Here is a 22292-nt window from a genome sequence, read left to right as displayed (position 1 = left end):
CAGACGGATACGATGCGGCTATTGGAGGCTATTGGATCTTGCTTCCCGCCTCCGTACTGCCGCCGGTCACCGCGCTGGTGCCCAGGCTGGCATCGGTGCCCTTCTTGGGCTTGGTGGTCTTGGCGTGCTTGCCATGCTTGGCGCCCGCCTTGCTCTCTGCCTTCGTGTCTGCCTTGGCATCCGCGCCCGTGTCGGTCGCGCCCTGCGTGGTGGCGCTCGTGCCGGCACCAGCCTGACCACCAACCTGAGCTCCGGCCGACGTGCCCGGGGCAGTCAGACCGGCGCCGCCTTGCGCTCCGGTCGTGACGCCGGTGCCTTGCGCCATGGCCAGCGAAGAGCCAGCGGCGATCGTGAGGGCGGACAGGGAGATCAGCAGCTTTTTCATGGGAGAGACTCCTTTCAGATGCACCGTGGCGAAACATTCGCCGCGGCATTCACGCGATGTCACATGAACTGAGGCTCAGTCTATGGAGTCCGCCCCGCACCGTCTGTGAGCACTTGTAATGCCCTGTAAGCAGCCGTGAACCGAAAACCGGCGCGCGCCCGATATACGCGTTTCCGCGCACACCGGACGCTGACATGCCGTTACAGGTTCGGCGCGAGCGCGCGTTCCATCGTCGCGCGATCTTCGCCACGGCGCGCCGCCATGTCCTCGAGCTGATCGGTGCCGATCTTGCCGACGCTGAAGTACGTCGACTCGGGATGCGCCAGATAGAAGCCGCTGACCGACGCGGCCGGCGTCATCGCCAGCGCCTCGGTAATGCCCATGTCGATGTCGGCCGCATCGAGGTACGTGAACATCGGCCCCTTGACCGTATGCTCGGGGCACGCCGGATAGCCCGGTGCCGGACGGATGCCGCGATAGGTTTCGTCGACCAGTTGCTCGTTGGTCAGCGCCTCGGCCGCGTCGTAGCCCCACAGGTCCGTGCGCACGCGCTGGTGCAGGCATTCGGCAAACGCTTCGGCCAGCCGGTCCGCCAGCGCCTTCAGCATGATCGCGCTGTAGTCGTCATGATCGGCCTCGAACTGCCGCTCCTTCTTTTCCACGCCCAGACCCGCCGTCACCGCGAAGAGCCCGATGTAGTCGGCAATGCCGCTCTCCTTCGGCGCGATAAAGTCCGCCAGCGAACGATTCGGACGGCGCACGCCATCGACCACCGGACGCTCGCTCTGCTGGCGCAGGTTGTGCCACGTCAGCGCGACCTTGGTGCGCGACTCGTCGGTATAGATCTCGATATCGTCGTCGTTGACCGTGTTGGCCGGCAACAGCGCGATCACGCCGTTGGCGCTGAGCCAGCGGCCCTGAATCAGGCGCGCCAGCATGCTCTTGCCGTCCGAGAACACACGCCGCGCGGATTCGCCGACGATCTCGTCGTTGAGGATGTCCGGGTATTTGCCGGCGAGGTCCCACGTCTGGAAGAACGGACCCCAGTCGATAAAGCGGGCCAGCTCGGCCAGATCGTAGTTGCGGAACACGCGGCGGCCGATGAACTTCGGCTTTGGCGGCACGTACGTGCTCCAGTCGATCTTCGTCTTGTTCGCGCGCGCCTCCGCCAGCGTGACCATCGGCGTCGCCTTGCGGCCCGCGTGCTGGGTGCGGATGCGGTCGTAGTCGGTCTTCAGATCGTCGAGGTACTTCGCCGCGCCTTCGTCCGACAGCAGGCTCGACGCCACGCTCACCGAGCGCGAGGCGTCCGGCACGTACACCACCGGACCTTCATAGTGCGGCGCGATCTTCACCGCGGTATGCACACGCGACGTGGTGGCGCCGCCGATCAGCAGCGGAATCTTCTTGATGCGGAAGTAGTCGTCGCGCTGCATCTCGGAGGCGACGTAAGCCATTTCCTCGAGCGACGGCGTGATCAGCCCCGACAGGCCGACGATGTCCGCGCCCTCGACCTTGGCGCGCGCCAGGATCTCGTTGCACGGCACCATCACGCCCATGTTGACCACTTCGAAATTGTTGCACTGGAGCACCACCGACACGATGTTCTTGCCGATGTCGTGCACATCGCCCTTGACGGTCGCGATCACGATCTTGCCGCGCGCGCGCACGTCGCCACCGGCTTCCGCCAGCAGACGCTTTTCTTCCTCGATAAACGGCAGCAGGTGCGCCACGGCCTGCTTCATCACCCGCGCGCTCTTGACCACCTGCGGCAGGAACATCTTGCCCGCGCCAAACAGGTCGCCGACGACGTTCATGCCGTCCATCAGCGGCCCTTCGATGACCTCGATCGGACGGCCACCGCGCGCGTGAATCATGACGCGCGCTTCTTCGGTGTCCTCGACGATGAAGTTCGTAATGCCATGCACCAGCGCGTGCGCCAGACGATCACCCACCGACACCGGCGCCTCGGGCGTGCCGCGCCAGGCCAGGTTCTCTTCCTTCTTTGCGGCGCCGCCCTTGAAGCGGTCCGCGATCTCGAGCAGACGATCGGTCGCGTCGTCGCGGCGATTCAGCACCACGTCCTCCACGCGCTCGCGCAGCTCGGGGTCCAGCTGGTCGTACACGCCGAGCTGGCCCGCGTTGACGATGCCCATGTCCATGCCCGCGCCAATCGCGTGGTACAGGAACACGGTGTGAATCGCCTCGCGCACCATGTCGTTGCCGCGGAACGAGAACGACACGTTCGACACGCCCCCGCTCACCTTCGCGTACGGCAGGTTCTGCTTGATCCAGCGCGTGGCTTCGATGAAGTCCACCGCGTAGTTGTTATGCTCCTCGATCCCGGTGGCCACCGCGAAGATGTTCGGGTCGAAGATGATGTCCTCGGGCGGAAAGCCGATCTCGTTGACGAGCAGGTCGTAGCTACGCTTGCAGATTTCGGTCTTGCGCTGGAACGTATCGGCCTGGCCCTTCTCGTCGAACGCCATGATCACCGACGCCGCGCCGTAGCGGCGGATCAGGTTGGCCTGATGGCGGAACTGCTCCTCGCCCTCCTTGAGCGAGATCGAGTTCACCACGGGCTTGCCCTGCACGCATTTGAGGCCGGCCTCGATGACATCCCACTTGGACGAGTCGATCATGATCGGCACACGCGCGATATCGGGCTCGGACGCGATCAGGTTCAGGAACCTGACCATCGCGGCCTTCGAATCGAGCATGGCCTCGTCCATGTTGATATCGATGATCTGCGCGCCGTTCTCCACCTGCTGCCGCGCCACGGCCAGCGCCTCGTCGAACTGCCCCGCGAGGATCATGCGCGCGAACGCCTTGGACCCCGTGACGTTGGTGCGCTCGCCGACGTTGACGAACAACGTGTCGTCATCGATCGTGAACGGCTCGAGGCCGGCAAGGCGCATCGGGCGCGGGGGCAGGTTGGACTGGCTCATGGCGAAGGCTCGGATATGGGTCTGTTTATTGGGGCGATGCGCGGGGGGCAATGCGCGGGGGCAATGCGGACCGGGGCGTCGATCTGATCAGGCGGCGTCGCGATAGTGGCCGGGCCACGCGCGCGGCGCCTTGCCGGCGACGCGCTTCGCGATCGCCGCGATGTGGTCGGGCGTAGTGCCGCAGCAACCGCCCACGAGGTTCACGAGGCCCGAGGCCGCGAACTCCTCGACCAGCGACGACGTGACCTCTGGCGTCTCGTCGAAACCGGTGTCGCTCATCGGGTTGGGCAGGCCCGCGTTCGGGTAGCACGAGATGGGCACGTCGCAGACCTTGGCCAGCTCGGCCACGTACGGGCGCATCAGCGTGGCACCCAGCGCGCAGTTCAGGCCGAACGTCACCGGGCGCGCGTGGCGCAGGCTGTTCCAGAACGCCTCCACGGTCTGTCCGGACAGAATGCGGCCCGACGCGTCGGTCACGGTGCCCGAGATCATCACGGGCAGACGCTCGCCGGTATCCTCGAACAGCTGGTCGATCGCGTACAGCGCGGCCTTGGCATTGAGCGTGTCGAAGATGGTCTCGACCAGGAATACATCCGCGCCGCCCTCGATCAGCGCCTTGCCCTGCTCGTAGTACGACGCCCGCAGTTCCTCGAAGTCGACATTGCGCGCGCCCGGGTCGTTGACGTCGGGCGAAATGCTCGCGGTCTTGGGTGTGGGACCGAATGCACCGGCGACAAAGCGCGGCTTGTCCGGCGTCGAGTACTTGTCGCACGCGGCGCGCGCCAGGCGCGCGGCCTCCACGTTCATCTCGTACGCGAGGTCCGCCATCTTGTAGTCTTCCTGCGCCACGCGCGTGGCACCGAACGTGTTGGTCTCGATGAGGTCGGCACCGGCCGCGAGGTACTGTTCGTGGATCTCGCTGATGACCTGCGGACGCGTCAGCAGCAGCAGTTCGTTGTTGCCCTTGACGTCGATGTGATGGTCCACGAAGCGCGTGCCGCGATAATCGGCTTCCGACAGCTTGTAGCGCTGGATCATCGTCCCCATCGCGCCATCGAGAATCAGGATGCGCTCGCGCAGCAGTTGTGGCAGGTTTGCGCCACGCGTGTAGGGGCGCGCGTCGGGGCGGATGTCGGGACGGGCAGCTTGGGTGTCGGCACTCATATCGGAGCTCGGTTCGGTTCGATGCGGCAAGACCGCGATTTTACCAGTTGCGTCAATGGTTTGCGGTTGCGGACCGCGGGGCCTCGGCACTACACTGGGAGTCCTATTCGCCGCCCGGCCTCCCCATACGGCTCTCCCGCATGCAAACGCTGCTTCCCAACGACGCCAGACAACTGCTCGATAGCGAGCCCGATGCCCTGTTCATCGACTGCCGCAGCGAGATGGAGTACCTGTTCGTCGGCCATCCCAAGGGCGCCCACAATGTGCCCTGGAACGACGGTCCCGACTGGGAGGTCAATCCGCATTTCGTGCAGAACGTCAAAAAACTGGCGGGCCATGTCTCGGCGCGGCCCGTCATGCTGATCTGCCGCAGCGGTAACCGCTCCAGCGCTGCGGCGCGAGCGCTGGAAGGCGCTGGCTTCGCGACGGTCTATTACGTTCAGCACGGATTCGAGGGCGACCTTGATACTGATCGGCATCGCAATACCGTCAATGGATGGCGGCACGATGGGCTGCCGTGGGAACAGTACTGAACGGAAAACGCTGAATAAAAAAACGCCCGCGTCCGCGGGCGTTTTGCTGAGGGAGACCGTGGCCCGCGTGCAGCTTCGTCAGTGCATCACCAGCGGGTTGTTCATCACGGTATCGAACTTGCCGAGAAAATCGTCGACCTCTTCCACGGAAGGCTCGCTTTCAATCAGACGTTTCACGTCCGCGCGGAAGGTCTCGGCCATATGGCCACCGAGGAAAATTTCGCGTTTCAGGTTCTTGTCCACGATCTCGAAGCCGCCCGAGGCAAGGGGCGCATGCTCGACGTCTGCTCCAAACTCGACAATGCAGTAATTGTCGCTGTTGTAGATCATTTGCATCGCACTACCTCCTGGCATATGGTTGGCGACTATCGCAACGATGGTTGCAAGCTATCGGGTCGGGTGTCGGTATCACACCTGACATCTATGCAACCCCGGCGCAATGCCGCGATTTCACCTCCAAGCTGAGGGTAGTCGCCCGTGATTCAAGTGCGGGGCGCTTTCAACCTCTTCGTTTTCCCTCTTTTCTTCCTCTCTGCTCTCTTTGAGCATCGGCAGTGCGCGCAAGTTTCTTGAGCGTTGCGTATCAGTGTGTTGCAACACGCCCAACGGCGTTACGGAATATCACACTGCCCACCGCATGCCGCGTGCCCCAGGAACGCGTCGAATGCTTCGTGAAACCGTTGCGGTTGTTCGATAAAAGCGAGGTGGGCCGCGTCTGGCAACACGACTAACCGCGCAGCCGGGATCGCCCCCGCGATCGATTCCGCCATCGACACCGGCGAACCTTCGTCATTCGCGCCGACCACCACAAGCGTGGGAACGTGGATGCGCGGCAGTGCGTTGACCAGATCGAATGCCATGATGGCCTGGGCCACCCCCACGAATCCCTGCTCCGGCGTGTCCACCAGCATCGCGCGGATGCGCGCCACTTCGTCCGGATGCGCCTTGCGAAACGGCGCGGTGAGCCAACGCTCGAGCGTGGCGTCGGCCACGCCGGCCATGCCATGTGCTTCCACCTGCCCAATGCGATTCGCCCACATCGGATGTGCCGACATCGGGGTATGACTGATCGTATCGACGAGCGTCAGCGACAACAGCCGCTCGGGGTGCCGTATCGCGAACGTCTGGCCCACCATGCCGCCCACCGAGACGCCACACAGGTGCACCTGTGCGATCTCCAGCGCATCCATCGCGCCGACCACATCGTCGGCTAGCCGCGTCATCGTGTATGCGCCCACCGGCGCCGCGCTGCCGCCGTGCCCACGCAGATCGATGCGCAGTACGCGATAGCGTGATGCAAGGTGCCGCGCCGTGTCGTCCCACAGCGACAGATTGGCACCCAACGCGTGTATGAGTACAACCCACGGACCCTCGGTGCCATCGACACGCACCTGCAACGCGATATCGCCGACCTGCACATGCTGCATGTGTGAGGGGCTGGCCGACGGCTTCATAAAGTCTCCGGTTTGGGGTACTGGCTGGTCCTGCTGGCCGCAAAGAAGGTCGTACTTCCCGCAGCATTCCTTCATGGTTGGCGATGGCGGCCCGATGAACAATCATCGGCCGCCGATTTTTGTGTCGGAGGAATGCTGACAGGAAATCAGCGCCCCGTTCCTCCACGATAGACCAGATCGATTTGTGTGCCATCTGGCTCGGTCTGCCGCAGTCTCGCGGGCATCCAGCCAAGGGAGGGGGCGAGCCAGATTTCCACGCGTCGCTTGTCATCGGCGCGGCGTGGCAGGCGCACGAAATGTTTGGCGCGCGTGATGAACTGGCCATTGCCGACGTCGATATCGTCTTCACCGACGTATTGCACCTGAATGGCCTCCACGTCGCTGGTGTCCGCCAGATGAAAGGTTTCGGTCACACCGGGCGTGGCATAGCGCGCGGGATCGCCGCGCACCCACCCGACGATCTGCAGGAACACGCTGAAGCGATCCTGCAAGTCGGGCGGCAGCGGCACCTGATTGCCGCGCGATTCGAACGCCACCACACCGGCCGCGCGGTCGATACGCGCGGCGCGCACCTTGCCGCGCCAGTTTTCTTCGTACCGTTCCGGGGCCAGTCCCCGTTCATTCAGTGCGCCTGTACTCTGGAACGCGAAGCGAAACCACAGCACGCGCGTTTCCACAGCCAGCCGATAGTGGGCGCCATCCTGCTCCCAGCGGATCCGGCCATCGGGGTTTTGTACGCCGTTGACGAAGCTCGCGTAATCGAGGGTCGCCGAAGGCGGTGCCACATAGGCTGGCGCCGGTGGCTCCGCCGCGGCGCTCGGCGTACCGGTCGATGATCCGGTGGCAGCCGCCCCTGAGGCGTTGCCATCGGTGCCACTGCCGGTGACGGTGGCCATCTCGCCGGTCGGCGCGGTGGCCAGCGGCGGTGCGGCGGCCGGCGGCGATTCGACCGGGGCCGTTGGCGGCGGGGGGGGCGTTGGGGGCGTTGGGGCGGCGGCAGGTGCGGGAGCTGGCGCGCGGGGCCGCGCTATCGAAGGAACCGGCGGCACCGGTCTGGCCACGACGGGCGGTGGCGGCGGCGGTAGCAGAATGGCCTGCAACGAGGGCGCGTCGGGGAGGTCCGGCAGGCGCGGCTGCGGCATGCGCATGAGTCCCAGCAGCACCAGCGCATGCATGCCCAGTACGAGAGCGGCAACGCCGCCCCAGCGCCAACGCCGGCGCGCACGAATATCAGGAGAGGCCGGCCGCTGCGGCCGGTGGGGTGCCGCCAAGATAGCCAAGTTCCGATGAAATCTGTCGGGCGATGTCACGCACGCGGCGATCGATCGCGCTGCCCCATTCTGCATCGAATACGCTTTCGGCGCCGAGCACGATCAGCGCGAGCGCCACATGGCCGCTGGCATCGAACACCGGCACGGAGATCGCGTTGATGCCCGGCAGCACGCCACCGCGCGTGCGCGCGGCGCCCTGCGCGCGCACGTCCGCGCAGACCACGTCGTATTCCTGCAGGGCCAGCTGCACCGCCGCGCGGGCCGAGGCGGGCGGGGCTGCGGCGGTACGCAGCGCCAGTTCGCGTTCGATCGTGGGCAATGTCTGCCGGCGCGGCAGATACGCGCCGAAGAGCCGTCCGGTGGCCGAATTGAGCATCGGCATCACATCGCCCAGACGCAGGCTGACGGTGACCGGATGGCTGGATTCTTCCCAATGGACGATGGTCGGCCCATGGTTGCCCCACACCGCGATGCCCGCGGTCTGATCGATCTCGTCGCGCAACTGCGACAACACGGGCCGCGCCTTGCGCACCGGATCGAGCCGGTTGAGCCCGGCCAGTCCGAGTTGCAATGCGAACGGGCCGAGGTCATAGCGGCCGCTCGCGACATCCTGCGTGACCACACCGAGTCGCTGAAAACTGACGAGGTAGCGATGCGCCTTGGCCGGTGGCATCTCGGCGGCCGCGGCAAGGTCGCGCAGCATCATCGCGCGCGGCGATGCGGCCAGCGCCTGCAACAGCCGGAATCCGACCTCGATGGACTGGATGCCGGCGCGCGCTTTCGATTCGTCATCTTCCGGTTCGGTCATGGCGCTATGCGGTGTGGTGACTGGCGTGGACGTTGAGGAGTGAAGGATTCTACCCGGGCGCTCCGTTACACTACCGCCCATCCCGCAATGGCTTCGACAATCGCATGAAACTTGCAACTCTCAAGGACGGCTCGCGCGACGGCCAGCTCGTGGTGGTGTCCCGCGACCTCAAGACCGCGCATTTCGCTACCAACATCGCCAGCACGCTGCAGACCGCGCTCGACGACTGGACTTTCTACTCGCCGCAGTTGCAGGACCTCTACGAAGCGCTCAACGCGGGCCGTGCGCGCCATCCGTTTCCGTTCGCGCCCAAGGATTGCATGGCGCCGCTACCGCGCGCGTATCAATGGGCCGACGGTTCGGCCTACGTGAACCACGTCGAACTCGTGCGCCGCGCGCGCGGGGCCGAGATGCCGCCCGAATTCTGGACCGATCCGCTGATGTACCAGGGCGGCTCCGACGACTTCATTGGCGCGCAGGACGACATCGTGTGCCCGAACGAAGCGTGGGGCATCGACTTCGAGGCCGAAGTGGCCGTGATCACCGGCGACGTCCGCCTGGGCGCGACGCCCGAGCAGGCGGCCGACGCCATCCGCCTCGTGATGCTCGCCAACGACGTGTCGCTGCGAAACCTGATTCCGGCCGAACTCGGCAAGGGCTTCGGCTTCTTCCAGAGCAAGCCGGCCACCGCGTTCTCGCCGGTGGCGATCACGCCCGACGAGCTCGGCGAGGCGTGGCGCGAGCGCAAGGTGCATCGGCCGATGATCGTGCACTGGAACAGCAAGAAGGTGGGCGCGCCCGAGTGCGGCACCGACATGGTGTTCGACTTCGGCCAGCTGATCGCGCATATCTGCAAGACGCGCAATGTGCGCGCGGGCTCGATCGTCGGTTCAGGCACGATCTCCAACGTCGATCGCAGCAAGGGCTACGCCTGCATCGCCGAGCAGCGCATGATCGAGACCATCGAGGGCGGCAAGCCCGTGACGGCCTTCATGAAGTTCGGCGACGCCGTGCGCATCGAGATGTTCGACGCGCAGGGCCAGTCGATCTTTGGCGCAATCGACCAGGCGGTGTCGCAACGCTAGCAGGACACCGACCATCGCGCGTGTAACCGGCTCCGGCAGGACAGGAGCCCACGATAACAACACCGGAGACAACGATGGACGCAGCACCGCAGACCTCACAACCGTCACAGCCCTCACAGCCCTCACATCCCCTCTCACCGCGTTTCGAGCGCTACCGCGCGCTGACGCTGCGGCGGCATGGATCGATCCTCGAGATCGTGATGGGCGCCGGGCAGTCGGCCAATGGCAAGCTCGCCACCGCCGATGCCGACATGCATCGCGAACTGGCCGAGATCTGGCGCGATGTCTCGGCCGACCCCGACATCCGTGTGGCGCTGATCCGCGGCGAGGGCAAGGGCTTCTCCGCGGGCGGCGACCTGGCGCTGGTCGAGGCGATGGCCAATGATTTCGCCACGCGCACCCGCGTGTGGCAGGAAGCGCGCGACCTCGTCTACAACCTCATCAATTGCGACAAGCCCGTGGTGTCTGCAATGCATGGCCCTGCCGTGGGCGCCGGGCTAGTGGCGGGGCTGCTGGCCGACATCTCGATCGCCGCGCGCGGCGCGCGCATCGTCGATGGGCACACGCGGCTCGGCGTGGCGGCGGGCGATCATGCCGCCATCGTCTGGCCGCTGCTGTGCGGAATGGCCAAGGCCAAGTACTATCTGATGCTGTGCGAGTCGGTCAGCGGCGAGGAAGCCGAGCGGATCGGCCTGGTATCGCTGGCGGTGGACGAGCAGGCGCTGGTCGCGAAAGCCTTTGAAGTGGCGGAACGGCTGGCGGCGGGCTCGCAAACCGCGATTCGCTGGACCAAGTACGCGCTCAACAACTGGTTGCGCATGGCCGGTCCCGCGTTCGATACCTCGCTGGCGCTCGAATTCATGGGTTTCTCCGGGCCCGACGTGCACGAAGGCGTGGCGAGTCTGCGCCAGAAGCGTCCGCCGGAGTTCGGCTAATCAATCTGCCGGTCTTTCATCCGCCGGTCTTCCATCCGATCTAGGGGAGTGCATGACCATGTTTGGACAGATTCCCGATTTCAGCAACGGCTTCGAGTTCCTGCGCAACCTCTGGGGCGCGAGCAGCGCCATGCCCGGCGGCATGATGCCGGGCATGCAGGCGATGACGCCGCCGATGGACCTCGAGGACGTCGACAAGCGCATTCACGACCTCAAGGCCGTCGAGGGCTGGCTGCAGCTCAACGCGAGCCTGCTGCGCACCACCATCCAGGGGCTCGAGGTCCAGCGCGCGACGCTCGTCGCGTTGCAGACGTTCGGCAAGGCGCTCTCCCCCGACGCGATGCAGACCGCGATGGAGAACGTCGCGCGCGCGGCCAACGCGCCGAGCGCCACGCCGCATCATCATGCGTTCACGATGCCCACGCGCGCGCCGGAAAGCGCGCCGGACGTAGCGAGTGACGACGATCCGCCGGGCGCGTGGGACGAGGTGGAAGACGAAGACGAGTTCGCGGACGAGAACACCGAGGCGCTGCCCGACGATGCGCCGGTGGAGGCCGCGGCGCCCGAGGGTCATGCCACGACGGGCGACACCACAGGCAACGGTGAGGCTGCGGGCGAGGAAGCGGCCCTGCCGCCGAACGCGGCCCTGTGGTGGAACCTGCTGCAACAGCAGTTCAACCAGATCGCGAGTGGTGCTGCGGCGGCCAGCATGGCGCCGTTCGGCAGTCCGGGCGGTGTGAGCGCGGCGGAACCGGCGCGGCCGGCGCCGGGGACGACAACGCGGAAGACGACCGCATCGTCAGGCAAGCCACCCGGCAAGTCGGCCGCAAAGCCCGCGCAAAAGGCCGCCGGCAAGACGGCAGCGAAGAAAGCTGCGAAGCCGAAGCCGGCAGCGAAAAAGAAGGCCGTGGCAAAGAAGGCGGTGACAAAGAAAGCTGCCGCGAAGAAATCCGCGTGATCGCACCGTCTGCACCCATCGCCTCGAACCCCGCCCCTCGGCGCCAGCAGACCGCGCTGATCATGATGGGCGGCGGCGCACGCGCCGCGTATCAGGCTGGCGTGCTGGCCGGCATCGCGCGCATTGCCGCGCGGCATGGCATGGCACGTGGCCCGCTGCCGTTCGGCATCATCGCGGGCACCTCGGCCGGTGCGGTCAACGGTGCGGGCCTGGCGATCGGCGCCGCCGATTTCCAGGCCGCGGCCGACAGCCTGGCCGCGCTCTGGCATGGCATCCACGCCGACGACGTTTATCGGACCGACGTGCTGCGCGTAGGCGCATCCGGTGCGCGCTGGCTGTCTTCGCTCGCTTTCGGCTGGGCCACGCGGCGCGCCCCGCGCGCGCTGTTCGACAACGCGCCGCTGGGCGGCATGCTCGGCGAATTGTTCGACAGCGAGCGCGTGCAGGCGAGCCTCGATGCCGGTGTGCTCCACGCGTTCGCTGTGACCGCGCTCTCGTACTCCACCGGGCGCCATGTCACGTTCTATCAATCGCACCGACGCATCCATCCCTGGCATCGGAGCCAGCGCGTGGCCGTGGAAGCGCGCATCGGTGTCGATCACCTGCTCGCGTCCTCGTCGATCCCGTTCCTGTTTCCCTCGATCCCGCTCGAGATCGAGGGTCACCACGAGTGGTTCGGTGACGGCACCATGCGGCAGATGTCGCCGCTGTCGCCGGCGATCCACCTCGGCGCTTCGCGCATCCTGGCCATCGGCGCGGCGTCGCGCCAGCGCGCGGGCTGGTTCGATACCGTGCCCGCGGGCGGCTATCCCTCGCTGGCGCAGGTCGGCGGCCAGGCGCTGGCAAGCATCTTCCTTGACGGTCTGCAGGCGGACCTCGAACGGCTGCAGCATATCAACCGCCTGCTCGCGCGCATGCCGGAAGTGGCCGGCGATGCCGAGGGCTGGCGGCCAGTCGAGGTGATGACGATCGCGCCGAGCGAGCCGATCGAAGCCATCGCGGCCGCGCATATCGACCGATTACCGCGCACGGTGCGCGCCTTGCTCGCCCCGCTCGGCGGTACCGAGGCGCGCGGCGCGGCATTTGCCAGCTATCTGCTGTTCGAGCCTGCGTTCACGCAGGCGCTGCTTGCACTCGGCGAGCGCGACGCCGAGGCACAGGCCGACGAAATCGCGGCGTTTCTCTATGGCGTGGTGCCGTCAACGACTGCCCCGCCGGCTCACGGCCACGGCGCGCCCACCACCCACGGCGCTGCCCCGAGCCATGCCGTCGGGGAACGACTGGGCGTTTGAACGACTCCCACTAGCACGTCACAGGCGATATAGCACTTTCGCCACTTCGCACATGTGTTTTGGTATTTCTGTCAAGCGAGGCGGCCAATGGGCGTATAACTCGTTTGTATTTCACTGCTTTGCGCCTAAAAAGGAATTAGAGAAAATATTCGAGAATGATTCCCATCTGGTAGAATCCGCCCGTAATTTCAAAGGCTTACCATGCTCTACCCCGAACTGTTCAAATCACTGGAATCGGTCCGCTGGCACATGGACAAGGACATCCCATGGGATGACTTCGACGCCAGCCTGTTGACCGACGATCAGGCCAAGACCATCCGCATGAACGCGATCACGGAATGGTCGGCGCTGCCTGCCACCGAGATGTTCCTGCGTGACAACCGGCACGATTCGGACTTTTCGGCATTCATGAGCATCTGGTTCTTCGAGGAACAGAAGCATTCGCTCGTGCTCATGGAGTACCTGCGCCGCTTCCGTCCGGACCTCGTGCCGACCGAAGAAGAGCTGCACGCGGTGCGCTTCGAGTTCGACCCGGCGCCGCCGCTGGAAACGCTGATGCTGCATTTCTGCGGCGAGATCCGCCTGAATCACTGGTATCGCCGTGCGGCCGAATGGCACACGGAGCCGGTGATCAAGCACATCTACCGCACGCTGTCGCAAGACGAAGCCCGCCATGGCGGCGCCTATCTGCGCTACATGAAGAAGTACCTGGCGCAGTTCGGTGACAGCGCGCGCGCGGCATTCGCCAAGATCGGCGTGCTGATGGCATCGGCACGTCGTACCGAAAAGCCGCTGCACCCGACCAACCTGCACGTGAACAAAGCGTTGTTCCCCAACGACACCGTGCAGTCCCGCCTGCCGGATCCGGACTGGCTCGAGCACTGGCTCGACGAGCAGATCCGCTTCGACGAAGGCTGGGAGAAGAAGGTGATCGAGCGCATTCTGCACAACATGTCGCTGCTGTTCGAACGCACGTTCGACTCGGTGCAGGACCTGAATCGCTATCGCAAGGAACTGAACGCGAGCCTGCAGGGCGCGTGAGCAGGGTTCAACCCGGTCGCCCATCGCGTTCGTTCCCTATGACGGCTCCCGCTTTCGAATCGAAACTCGTCCCCGCGGACGACGTCGCCGCGTTGCACGCGGCCGTCGCCGCGTTGCCGCGTCCGCTCGTGTTCACCAATGGGGTGTTCGACATCCTGCATCGCGGGCACGCGACCTACCTCGCGCAGGCGCGCGCGATGGGCGCGAGTCTGGTGGTGGGTGTCAACAGCGATGCGTCGGTGAAGATGCTCGGCAAGGGCGACGATCGGCCGCTCAATCATGAAGCCGATCGCATGGCGCTGATTGCGGCGCTCGGCGCAGTGGATCTGGTGGCGATGTTCCGCGAGCAGACGCCAGTGGAACTGATCCGGCTCGTGCGGCCCGACGTCTACGTCAAGGGCGGCGACTACGATATCGATACGCTCGAGGAAACGCGACTGGTGCGCAGCTGGGGCGGCCAGGCGTACGCGATCAACTTCCTCCACGACCGCTCCACCACCAAGCTGCTGACGAAGGTTCGCCAGCAGCGCTGATCCACGGATCAGCTCGCCAGCGCGCAGGCCTGCAGGTCTTCCGCGCCAAATTTCCGCTTTACGTCTTCCAGTTGCGCGCGCGCGGTTTCATCGACGCGTCGCACACGCAGCCATTGGCGCGACACCGCGCGCGGCGCATCGCTGATCATCGCCGTGCGCACGCCCTGTCCGCGCAACGTCTCCAGAAATCGCTCCGCGCGCTCACGTTCATGGAACAGTCCGAGCGACACCGTGTAGGTCATCTGCGTCTCCGACGTGCCGCTGGTCACCACCGCGACGTCGGTCACATGGCGCCGGCGCAGTTCGGCCAGCTTGCGATCCGCATTGTCCTGCGTCGGCTGCGCGGGCAGATGGACCCACCAGCGCACCTGCTGCTCCCGTTCGAACGCTTCCACCGGCAGGGTGGCCAGTGCTTCGGTGGCGCGTCGGGCGCCGGTCGGCGTAAAGCCACCCAGTTCCAGACAGACGCCGGTCGCGGCGGCCACGATCTTGGTGGCGGCAACGCCCGTGACGCTGCTCAGGCTGCCCCGTGGCGCGGTGCTGTTGCTGGCCCCGGGCGCGCTCGCTGGCACGACTTCCATGCGTTCCTTGCGCACCTGCTGATCCACGCGCTGCGGCTCGCGCGGGCTTTCCATCCAGCCAGCCAGTGGCTCGGGGCCGAACACACCCCAGGCGGCCGCAAGCAGCAGCGCGTTGATGACCAGCAGGATCAGCAGCGATACGGTCAGGCCTTTGTTCGGCATCGAGGCGAGCGGTGTGGGGTTGAGCGACCTTGCGGTCTGCGTTGTGAAACGGGCGCGCGAAGGGTCCGAAAAAGGTCCGCGAAGGGTCCACGAACTATCCGATTCAGGCGCCCGTATCGTCGGGCACTGAGGCCAGGCACCGAGTTTAGCGGCGCAAGGCCATAGCGTGCAGCCCAAGTAACACCAGATTATCGTGCAACTCGATCGGCATCGCGAGTGCGCCGGCCAGCGCATGGCGCGCGCCGCCCGACAGCACGCAGCGCACCGGCCCGCGGGCCGCGAGCGCACGCCATGTCTGGGCGATGGCGCCAGTCTGCGCGGCCAGGCAGCCGGCGGCGATGGCGTCGTGAGTGTTGTCAGCGCCCAACGCTCCGCGCGTGGCGGCGACCGTATCGGTGACATCAAGCGCCGGAAGTTGCGCCGTATTGCGGGCGAGCGCGCCGAGCATCAGCGCCAGCCCCGGCAGGATCAGCCCGCCATCGAACCGTGCCCCGTCGGCGCTGGCGGTGATGATATCGAGCGTGGTCGCGGTGCCGGCGGTGACCAGCAGCAACGTTTCACCGGGATACCGGCGATGCGCGCCGATCGCCCCGACCCAACGGTCGACACCGAGTTGCGTGGGCTCCCGGTAGCCGTTGACGAGGTCGCCATACGCGGCCGTCGTGCGTACCCATTCCAGCGGGGCCGCGCCACCAAACGCCTGCTTGAGCAGCGCGTTGGCGCGCTCGGCGCCCGCGTCGCCAGCCACGTTGGCGATCCAGACTTCCGGTACCTGCGCCCCTGCCGCGGCCAGCGCACGCCAGGCCTCGACGGTCTGGCCCAGCTCGGCTGCCTCTTGCGGGGCGCCATGGGCAATCGCCCCGTCAAAGTGCCAGGGCTGCGCCACCGACGGATCCGCTTCGAGCGTGGCGCACCACGCCCACTTGAGGCGCGTGTTGCCAATATCGATCAGCAGCGCGCTCATGCTTGCGCTCCCCGCAACGACACTTCGCCGCTGGTCACACGTTGCAGGCCCGCGTCGGTCTCGAGCAGCAGATGGCCCTCGTCATCCACGCCGCGCGCCAGGCCTTCGGCGATCAGGCGGCCGTCCTGCAACAGGCGCACCGGCTCGTCGCGAAACGCGTCGCGCGCGGACCAGCGCGCGGTCATCGGCGCCAGGCCCTCCGCCACGAACACCTCGCGCATGGCGGCCAGCCGGTTGAGCACGGCGGCGAACACGCGCGTGGCGTCGTGCCGGACGTCGAAGCCCGGCAGCACCTCTTCCACGCCCGCGAGCGCGCGGCCCAGCGCGGCTTCCGTCGCCGCGTCACGCACAAGGTTGATGCCGATGCCGACCACGGCCCAGACCCGCCCCGTGCCAGCGGGCACGGTCTCGATCAGGATGCCGGCCAGCTTGCGGCCGTCCACCTGCAGGTCGTTGGGCCATTTCAGGCGGACGGGCGTAGCCGGTGACGTGGAGTCCGCGCCCATGCAGTCGTCGAGCGCCTCGGCCACGGCCAGTCCCACTGCGAGGCTCAGCCCTGCCAGCCGCGCCAATGGCAGCGCGAGCGGCAGCGCCACCGAGAATGTCAGTCCGGCCTGCCCCTGTTGCCATGGCCGGCCCTGCCGGCCGCGCCCAGCGGTCTGGAGGTAGGTATGTCGTACCTGCACGCCGCTGGCCTCACCATCGGCCTCACCATCGGCCGCTGGCCACTCGGCCATGCGGCACGCGTGTACGAGGTCCGCGTTGGTCGAGCCGGTTTCCTCGACGGTCTCGACCGCCCAGCGGCGCGCCGGGCCCACGAGCGCGGCGCGTAGCGCGGCGGCGTCGATGCGCCAGGGCGCCGGCTTGGTGGCGCGGGGGTCGGCGCAGGGGGCGGCGGAGGGGCCCGCGGAACTAGCGGGGGAACGAAGCGGGTCGGACATGACGGCTGGCGTGGACGGTTGCGCCCGTTGGGCGCAGGAATGGTCGTGCATTGTAGCCGTGCCCTTTGAGAACCACCGTGTTTCCGCGTGTCAGAGGAAGTCTCATCGCCACATCGCAATCGGTAGCATAGAATCGGGACTCAGCCTTCGGGACTCAACCATCACTTCGCTGGTATTTCATTTGGATCGCCCGACGACGCCCGCTATCGATATCAAGCGCCAGGATGGCACCTGCAGGATTGCCCTGCAGGGCGACTGGACCGCGCTCGCGCTCGCGGACTGCGGAGGCGCGCGCGATCTGCGTTCGCAACTGAAGTCGCTGGCCAACGCCCCCGACAGCGCCGAATGGACCCTGGCCGGCGTGGACCGGCTCGACCATATCGGCGCGCAGCTGATCTGGCAGGCGTGGCAGGGCAAGCTGCCCACCCACCTGACCGCGGACGAGGGGCAGCACCGCGTGTTCGCGCGCATCGCCAGCCTGAAGACCGACGGCTGGAAGAAACGCATGGTCGATCGATTCAATCCGATCACGGTGCTCGGCGCCGGCATCCTGTCGATGTTCATGCAGCTGGCCAACGGCGTGACGATGCTGGGGCAGCTCGCGTTCGACCTGCTGCGCTTTCTGCGCGCGCCACAGCGCGGCCCGTGGCGCGAGATCTCGGCCAATATCTACAGCATCGGCTACAAGGCGCTGGGCATCACGGCGCTGGTCGGCTTCCTGATCGGCATCGTGCTGTCCTATCTGTCGGCGAACCAGCTGCGCACATTCGGCGCCAGCACGTTCATCGTCAATATCCTCGGCATGGCGGTGATCCGCGAACTGGGGCCGGTGCTGGCGGCGATCCTGATCGCCGGCCGTTCGGGCTCGGCCATCACCGCACAGATCGGGGTGATGCGCGTGACCGAGGAACTCGACGCGATGAGCGTCATGGGCATCTCGCACGGCTTCCGGCTGATCATGCCGCGCGTGATCGCGCTCGCGGTGTCGATGCCGCTGCTGGTCGCGTGGACCGATCTGCTGGCGCTGTTGGGCGGCATGACCGCCGCACGGCTGCAGCTCGATATCAGCTACTCCTACTTCCTGCGCCAGCTGCCCGATGCGGTGCCGGTGGCCAACCTGTGGCTCGGGCTCGGCAAGGGCGCGGTGTTCGGCGTGCTGATCGCGCTGACCGCATGCCACTTCGGCCTGCGCATCAAGCCGAACACGCAGAGCCTTGGCGCGGGCACGACCGCGTCGGTGGTGACGTCGATCACGGTGGTGATCGTCGCCGACGCCATCATCGCGATCCTGTTCAAGGACGTCGGCATATGAACGCGCCAACTCCTGAGAAAATCATCGAGGTCCGCAACCTCGTCAAGCGCTACGGCGACGCGGTGGTGCACGATGGGCTGAACCTCGATGTGTACCGCGGCGAGGTGCTGTCGATCGTCGGCGGTTCGGGCACCGGCAAGACCGTGCTGCTGCGCCAGATCGTCGGACTCGAGCGACCCACCTCGGGCACCATCAAGGTGTTCGGCGAAACGCCCGCCACGCTGCGCCCCGCGCAATTGCAGGCGCTGCGCAATCGATGGGGCCTGCAATTCCAGCGCGGCGCGCTGTTCTCGGCGCTGTCCGTCATCGACAATATCGCGCTGCCGATGCGCGAACTGCGCGCGCTGCCCGACAACCTGATCTGTCAGGCCGCGCTGCTCAAGCTGCAGCTGGTTGGCCTGTCCGCGCGCGATGCGGACAAGATGCCGTCGGACCTGTCCGGTGGCATGATCAAGCGCGTGGCGCTCGCGCGCGCGCTGTCGCTGGAGCCGGAACTGGTGTTCCTCGACGAACCGACCGCGGGCCTGGACCCGATGGCGTCGGACGACTACGTCGCGCTGATTCGCGAATTGCGCACCGAACTCGGCCTGACCGTGGTGATGATCACGCATGACCTCGACACCCTCGTGGCGTTGTCGGACCGCGTGGCCGTGCTGGCCGATCACAAGGTGCTCGCGGCCGCGCCAATCGCGGAGGTGATCAAGGTCGATCATCCGTTCATCCACGAATATTTCCTGGGCGAACGCGCCCAGCGAGCGATGCAGGCGCTGGCAGTGCCGCCTCACGGAGAAGCCTGATGGAAAACAAATCGAACGCCTTCCTCGCGGGGTGCTTCACGATCGGCCTGGCCGTGCTGGTGCTGTTCTCGGTGTTCTGGTTCAGCAGCGACCACGCGGTGCGCGTGCCCTTCGACCTCATCACGCGCTCCACCGTCAACGGCCTGGGCCCGCAGGCGGACGTCAAGTATCGCGGGCTCGACGTGGGCAAGGTGGTATCGATTCGCTTCGATCCACAGGTGCCGGGCCAGATCATCGTGCGCATCAACGTCAATCAGGACACGCCGATCACACGCACCACGTACGCCACCCTCGGCTTTCAGGGCGTGACCGGTATCGCCTACGTGCAGCTTGACGACACCGCGCGCGAGGAAGGCGCCGGCACGGCGTCGCCGCCGTTGCGCACCTCGGCGCGCGAACCCGCGCGCATCGTGATGCGGCCGGGCTTCTTCGAAGAACTGGAAAAGCGTGGCGATTCGCTGCTGACGCAGACCGAGACGCTGATGGCGTCGCTGAACGAGATGTTCCAGACCACCAATCGCGACGAGCTGATGTCCACCATCCGCTCGATGCACGAGACCGCCGAGAACTATACGAAGCTTGCGCGCACGCTGCAGCCGACCGCGGAGAAACTGCCCAAGGCCGTGGACAGCCTCAATGCCACGCTGGCCTCGGCGCGCCGCATGACCGATGAACTCGCCAGCCCCAATGGCACCGTGATGCGCACCGTCAACAAGGTCGGCAACGATCTGCAGGTGGCCACCGACTCCGTGCAGGCGGCCGCGAGTACCATCAACGAAGAGACGCTGCCGCAGATCAACGGCCTCGCGCGCGATGCGCGCCAGACCGTCCGCAGCATCGATCGCGCGGCCGGCCAGTTCGGCGATCAGCCCAACAGCGTGCTGTTCGGCGGTCCCGCGCGCTCGCCGGGTCCCGGCGAGTCCGGTTTCCGCGCACCATGAACCGCTTTCGAGAGTCCACCGTGATGACCATCGCCGCCCCGCTTCCTGCCACGCTCGCCACGGCCGCGCGCCGCGTACCGCTGCTGCCGCGCAACGCCGGCAGGGGATCGGTCGCGCTGGTCGCCATGGCCGCCCTTCTGGCACTCACCGGCTGCAGCGTGCTGTCGCCGAGCTCGCCTTCCACGACCTACGACCTCGGCCCGCTGGCGGCAGCGCCCGCGCAACCGCCGGCATCGTTGCCCAAGATGCGCGTCGCGCAGACCGAGGGGCCGGACTGGATGGATGGCAGCCAGCTCTACTACCGCCTGCAGTATGCGCAGCCGCAGCGGCTGCAGGCGTACTCCACGCAGCGATGGGTACAGCCCGCGCCGCGTCTTTTCGACGACCGGCTGCGTGAAGCCGTGTCCGCGCGTGGCGCGCTGGGCTGGATTCGCGATGCCGCGGCGCCGGGCATGCGCGTGGACCTGCTGGCGTTCGAACAGGTCTTCGACTCGCCTACATCAAGCCGCGGTGTGGTGCGCGCGCGCGTGACCGTGTATCAACGTGGCCAGATCGGCCAGAAGACCTTCGTGGCGGAACAGCCCGCGCCGACGGCTGATGGCGCCGGCGGCGTGCGCGCGCTCGCGGCCAGCAGCGATGCGGTGATCGCCGCGATCCTCGATTGGGTCGCCACGCTGCCGCTCGAGAACGGCACGGCAGCCACCGCCGTCAGTGCCGCGCCGCTGTTGCCGGGCGGCACCATGCCACTGTCCGACGCGCCGTCGCCCGCGCCCGTCCCGCCGCTCGCCCCAGCCACGCCACCGCGCGCGCCGCGTGCACCGCAGTAAGAGCGCAGGCGACGCGTTACGGGATTCGACATCGTGCAGCACGCTCCCCCACCGAGCCCGCCGGTTTATCCGCGTCCGCCCGAACTGGAGGGCTGGCTGCCGCGCCATTCGCCGCTCGCGCGCGTCGGCCTGATCTGCTTCACGCTGCTGGTGGTCTATGCGAGCCTGTATCCGTTCTCGGGTTGGGTGAATAACGGGATTTCGCCGTTTGCGTATCTGAACGCGCCGAAGCCGCGTTACATCACCGACTTCGATCTGCTGACCAACGTGATCGGGTACTGTCCGTTCGGCGCGCTGGTGGTGTTGTCGCTGCATCCACGCATCTCGGGCGCGCGCGCCACGCTGGTCGCGTTCGTCGCGGGGGCACTGCTATCGGCGACGATGGAAGCGCTGCAGACATGGCTGCCCAACCGCATCCCGTCCAACATCGACCTGATCACAAACGCGCTCGGCGCGCTGCTTGGCGCGGCGGTGATCGCACCGTTCAGCGCGGCATTGATCGATCGCGGCACGCTCTCGCGGCTGCGCATGGCGTGGTTCGAGCCGCATGCGAGTTTCGCGATCATCCTGCTGTTGCTGTGGCCGTTCGCGCAGGTGTTTCCACAGGAGCATCTGTTCGGCATGGGCGGCATCGTGCGCGAATGGCTGACCGATCCGGATTCATGGCCGATGGAATGGCTGCAGGCACTGTTTCCGATGTTGCTGACATGGCAGGACTCGGTGGGCCTGCGCCCGGACGACATGCAGAGCCAGCTGTTGCTGGAGACGCTCGTCACGGCCAGCAGCTGGCTCGGCACGGGCCTGTTTGCCTCGCTCGCAATGCGGCGTACCGCGCCGATGCTGCGCATCCTCGCGGGGCTGCTGGCGTCGGCGCTGCTGATCAAGGCGGCGGTGGCGGAGTTGCAGTTTCCCGAGGACAACTCGTTCAACTGGCTGTCGGAAGGTGGGCGCTTCGCGCTGCTGACGAGCTCGCTGGCGCTCGTGCTGCTGCTGCGCCTGCCGCGCTGGCTACGCGCGACGCTGGCGATGCTCGCGCTGGCCACGCTGGTGGTGCTGACCAACGTGCTGCCGTCGAATCCGTATGCGTGGATTTCCGAGCAGGGCTGGCGCATGGGCCGCTTCATTCATTTCAACAGCCTCGCGCAATGGCTGGGCTGGTTCTGGCCGCTACTGGCGTTCTGCTACGTGATCTGGCGGCTGGAGCAGGTGACGCTGCGGCGCAAGCTGCAACGCCGCGCGCAACGCCGCGCCACCGCGCGCGCGGTGGCCGCGGCCACAGAGCGTCACGAGGTCGAGTAGGTTTCTTAGAGACCGTTTAAGAATGAAGCGAAGCGGTTCTGGCTAGGCGCGCGGCCGCAGA

22 protein-coding genes are annotated in these 22292 nt (G+C 66.5%); 12 read left to right on the top strand and 10 right to left on the bottom strand.

What is annotated here, in order from left to right; genetic code table 11:
* Positions 1-28 precede the first annotated feature (28 nt).
* The 3 genes from LDO41_RS17105 to LDO41_RS17095 all read right to left on the bottom strand — a co-directional run bounded on the left by LDO41_RS17105 (position 29) and on the right by LDO41_RS17095 (position 4497).
* Positions 29-385, bottom strand: coding sequence for a hypothetical protein (locus tag LDO41_RS17105; protein WP_223990263.1), 357 nt, complete (start codon positions 383-385; stop codon positions 29-31).
* A gap of 200 nt (positions 386-585) precedes the next feature.
* Positions 586-3348, bottom strand: a complete 2763-nt coding sequence (gene metH, locus LDO41_RS17100) for a methionine synthase (RefSeq protein ID WP_290370896.1) — start codon at positions 3346-3348, stop codon at positions 586-588.
* A gap of 72 nt (positions 3349-3420) precedes the next feature.
* Complete coding sequence (locus LDO41_RS17095) at positions 3421-4497, bottom strand: homocysteine S-methyltransferase family protein (RefSeq protein WP_223990260.1); 1077 nt, start codon at positions 4495-4497, stop codon at positions 3421-3423.
* 140 nt (positions 4498-4637) lie between these two features.
* On the opposite strand from LDO41_RS17095, the gene LDO41_RS17090 reads away from it, so the two are divergent.
* Positions 4638-5030 (top strand): rhodanese-like domain-containing protein, encoded by a 393-nt coding sequence (locus tag LDO41_RS17090; RefSeq protein WP_223990258.1) that lies wholly within the window; start codon positions 4638-4640, stop codon positions 5028-5030.
* Positions 5031-5108: 78 nt separating this feature from the next.
* Here LDO41_RS17090 and LDO41_RS17085 read toward each other — a convergent pair whose 3' ends face one another.
* The 4 genes from LDO41_RS17085 to LDO41_RS17070 all read right to left on the bottom strand — a co-directional run bounded on the left by LDO41_RS17085 (position 5109) and on the right by LDO41_RS17070 (position 8563).
* Entirely contained in the window at positions 5109-5366 is a 258-nt protein-coding gene (locus LDO41_RS17085; RefSeq protein WP_223990256.1) for a BTH_I0359 family protein, read from the bottom strand.
* A gap of 275 nt (positions 5367-5641) precedes the next feature.
* On the bottom strand, positions 5642-6484 hold the full coding sequence (gene pcaD / locus LDO41_RS17080; protein WP_223990254.1) for a 3-oxoadipate enol-lactonase: 843 nt from the start codon (positions 6482-6484) through the stop codon (positions 5642-5644).
* A gap of 146 nt (positions 6485-6630) precedes the next feature.
* Entirely contained in the window at positions 6631-7755 is a 1125-nt protein-coding gene (locus LDO41_RS17075; RefSeq protein ID WP_318036294.1) for a DUF3108 domain-containing protein, read from the bottom strand.
* The gene (locus LDO41_RS17070) at positions 7715-8563 is read right to left on the bottom strand and encodes an IclR family transcriptional regulator (RefSeq protein WP_223990251.1); all 849 of its coding nucleotides are present in this window, start codon (positions 8561-8563) and stop codon (positions 7715-7717) included. Before LDO41_RS17070 ends, LDO41_RS17075 begins: the two co-directional genes overlap by 41 nt.
* A 104-nt stretch (positions 8564-8667) precedes the next feature.
* Between LDO41_RS17070 and LDO41_RS17065 the strand changes: the two genes are divergently transcribed.
* The 6 genes from LDO41_RS17065 to rfaE2 all read left to right on the top strand — a co-directional run bounded on the left by LDO41_RS17065 (position 8668) and on the right by rfaE2 (position 14407).
* The gene (locus LDO41_RS17065) at positions 8668-9648 is read left to right on the top strand and encodes a fumarylacetoacetate hydrolase family protein (protein ID WP_223990249.1); all 981 of its coding nucleotides are present in this window, start codon (positions 8668-8670) and stop codon (positions 9646-9648) included.
* A gap of 74 nt (positions 9649-9722) precedes the next feature.
* On the top strand, positions 9723-10583 hold the full coding sequence (locus LDO41_RS17060; protein ID WP_223990247.1) for an enoyl-CoA hydratase/isomerase family protein: 861 nt from the start codon (positions 9723-9725) through the stop codon (positions 10581-10583).
* A gap of 58 nt (positions 10584-10641) precedes the next feature.
* The gene (locus LDO41_RS17055) at positions 10642-11541 is read left to right on the top strand and encodes a PhaM family polyhydroxyalkanoate granule multifunctional regulatory protein (protein WP_223990496.1); all 900 of its coding nucleotides are present in this window, start codon (positions 10642-10644) and stop codon (positions 11539-11541) included.
* A gap of 62 nt (positions 11542-11603) precedes the next feature.
* The gene (locus LDO41_RS17050) at positions 11604-12833 is read left to right on the top strand and encodes a patatin-like phospholipase family protein (protein WP_223990494.1); all 1230 of its coding nucleotides are present in this window, start codon (positions 11604-11606) and stop codon (positions 12831-12833) included.
* 201 nt (positions 12834-13034) lie between these two features.
* Positions 13035-13874 (top strand): ferritin family protein, encoded by an 840-nt coding sequence (locus LDO41_RS17045; RefSeq protein WP_109582382.1) that lies wholly within the window; start codon positions 13035-13037, stop codon positions 13872-13874.
* A 38-nt stretch (positions 13875-13912) separates the two neighbouring features.
* Positions 13913-14407, top strand: a complete 495-nt coding sequence (gene rfaE2, locus LDO41_RS17040) for a D-glycero-beta-D-manno-heptose 1-phosphate adenylyltransferase (protein WP_223990245.1) — start codon at positions 13913-13915, stop codon at positions 14405-14407.
* 8 nt (positions 14408-14415) lie between these two features.
* Here the strand turns inward: rfaE2 and LDO41_RS17035 are convergent, their stop codons facing one another.
* From LDO41_RS17035 to LDO41_RS17025, 3 genes are all read right to left on the bottom strand, one after another.
* A complete protein-coding gene (locus LDO41_RS17035) occupies positions 14416-15150 on the bottom strand; it encodes an SPOR domain-containing protein (protein WP_223990243.1) in 735 nt (244 codons plus the stop codon).
* Positions 15151-15295: 145 nt separating this feature from the next.
* Positions 15296-16114 carry a type III pantothenate kinase gene (locus LDO41_RS17030; protein WP_223990241.1) on the bottom strand — a complete coding sequence of 273 codons (819 nt, stop codon included), beginning with the start codon at positions 16112-16114 and terminating at the stop codon, positions 15296-15298.
* Positions 16111-17055 carry a biotin--[acetyl-CoA-carboxylase] ligase gene (locus LDO41_RS17025; RefSeq protein WP_223990239.1) on the bottom strand — a complete coding sequence of 315 codons (945 nt, stop codon included), beginning with the start codon at positions 17053-17055 and terminating at the stop codon, positions 16111-16113. Before LDO41_RS17025 ends, LDO41_RS17030 begins: the two co-directional genes overlap by 4 nt.
* A gap of 181 nt (positions 17056-17236) precedes the next feature.
* Here LDO41_RS17025 and LDO41_RS17020 point away from each other — a divergent pair, with 181 nt between their 5' ends.
* From LDO41_RS17020 to LDO41_RS17000, 5 genes are read left to right on the top strand one after another with little or no spacing between them, the layout of a single operon-like run.
* Positions 17237-18367 (top strand): MlaE family ABC transporter permease, encoded by a 1131-nt coding sequence (locus LDO41_RS17020; RefSeq protein ID WP_377741611.1) that lies wholly within the window; start codon positions 17237-17239, stop codon positions 18365-18367.
* Complete coding sequence (locus tag LDO41_RS17015; RefSeq protein ID WP_223990237.1) at positions 18364-19164, top strand: ABC transporter ATP-binding protein; 801 nt, start codon at positions 18364-18366, stop codon at positions 19162-19164. Before LDO41_RS17020 ends, LDO41_RS17015 begins: the two co-directional genes overlap by 4 nt.
* Positions 19164-20105: an MlaD family protein gene (locus tag LDO41_RS17010; protein WP_223990235.1), complete on the top strand. Its 942-nt coding sequence runs from the start codon at positions 19164-19166 to the stop codon at positions 20103-20105. Before LDO41_RS17015 ends, LDO41_RS17010 begins: the two co-directional genes overlap by 1 nt.
* Positions 20102-20932 carry an ABC-type transport auxiliary lipoprotein family protein gene (locus LDO41_RS17005; protein ID WP_377741610.1) on the top strand — a complete coding sequence of 277 codons (831 nt, stop codon included), beginning with the start codon at positions 20102-20104 and terminating at the stop codon, positions 20930-20932. The genes LDO41_RS17010 and LDO41_RS17005 overlap by 4 nt, the downstream gene beginning before the upstream one ends.
* Positions 20933-20965: 33 nt before the next feature.
* The gene (locus LDO41_RS17000; RefSeq protein WP_377741609.1) at positions 20966-22231 is read left to right on the top strand and encodes a VanZ family protein; all 1266 of its coding nucleotides are present in this window, start codon (positions 20966-20968) and stop codon (positions 22229-22231) included.
* The last annotated feature ends 61 nt before the right edge of the window (positions 22232-22292 follow it).

Origin of the sequence: Cupriavidus pampae, assembly GCF_914271485.1 — a bacterium.
In the GTDB taxonomy this organism is placed as follows: domain Bacteria; phylum Pseudomonadota; class Gammaproteobacteria; order Burkholderiales; family Burkholderiaceae; genus Cupriavidus; species Cupriavidus pampae.
The sequence above is the reverse complement of the archived record's forward strand: the minus strand, read 5'-3'. Positions and strand labels throughout refer to the sequence as shown.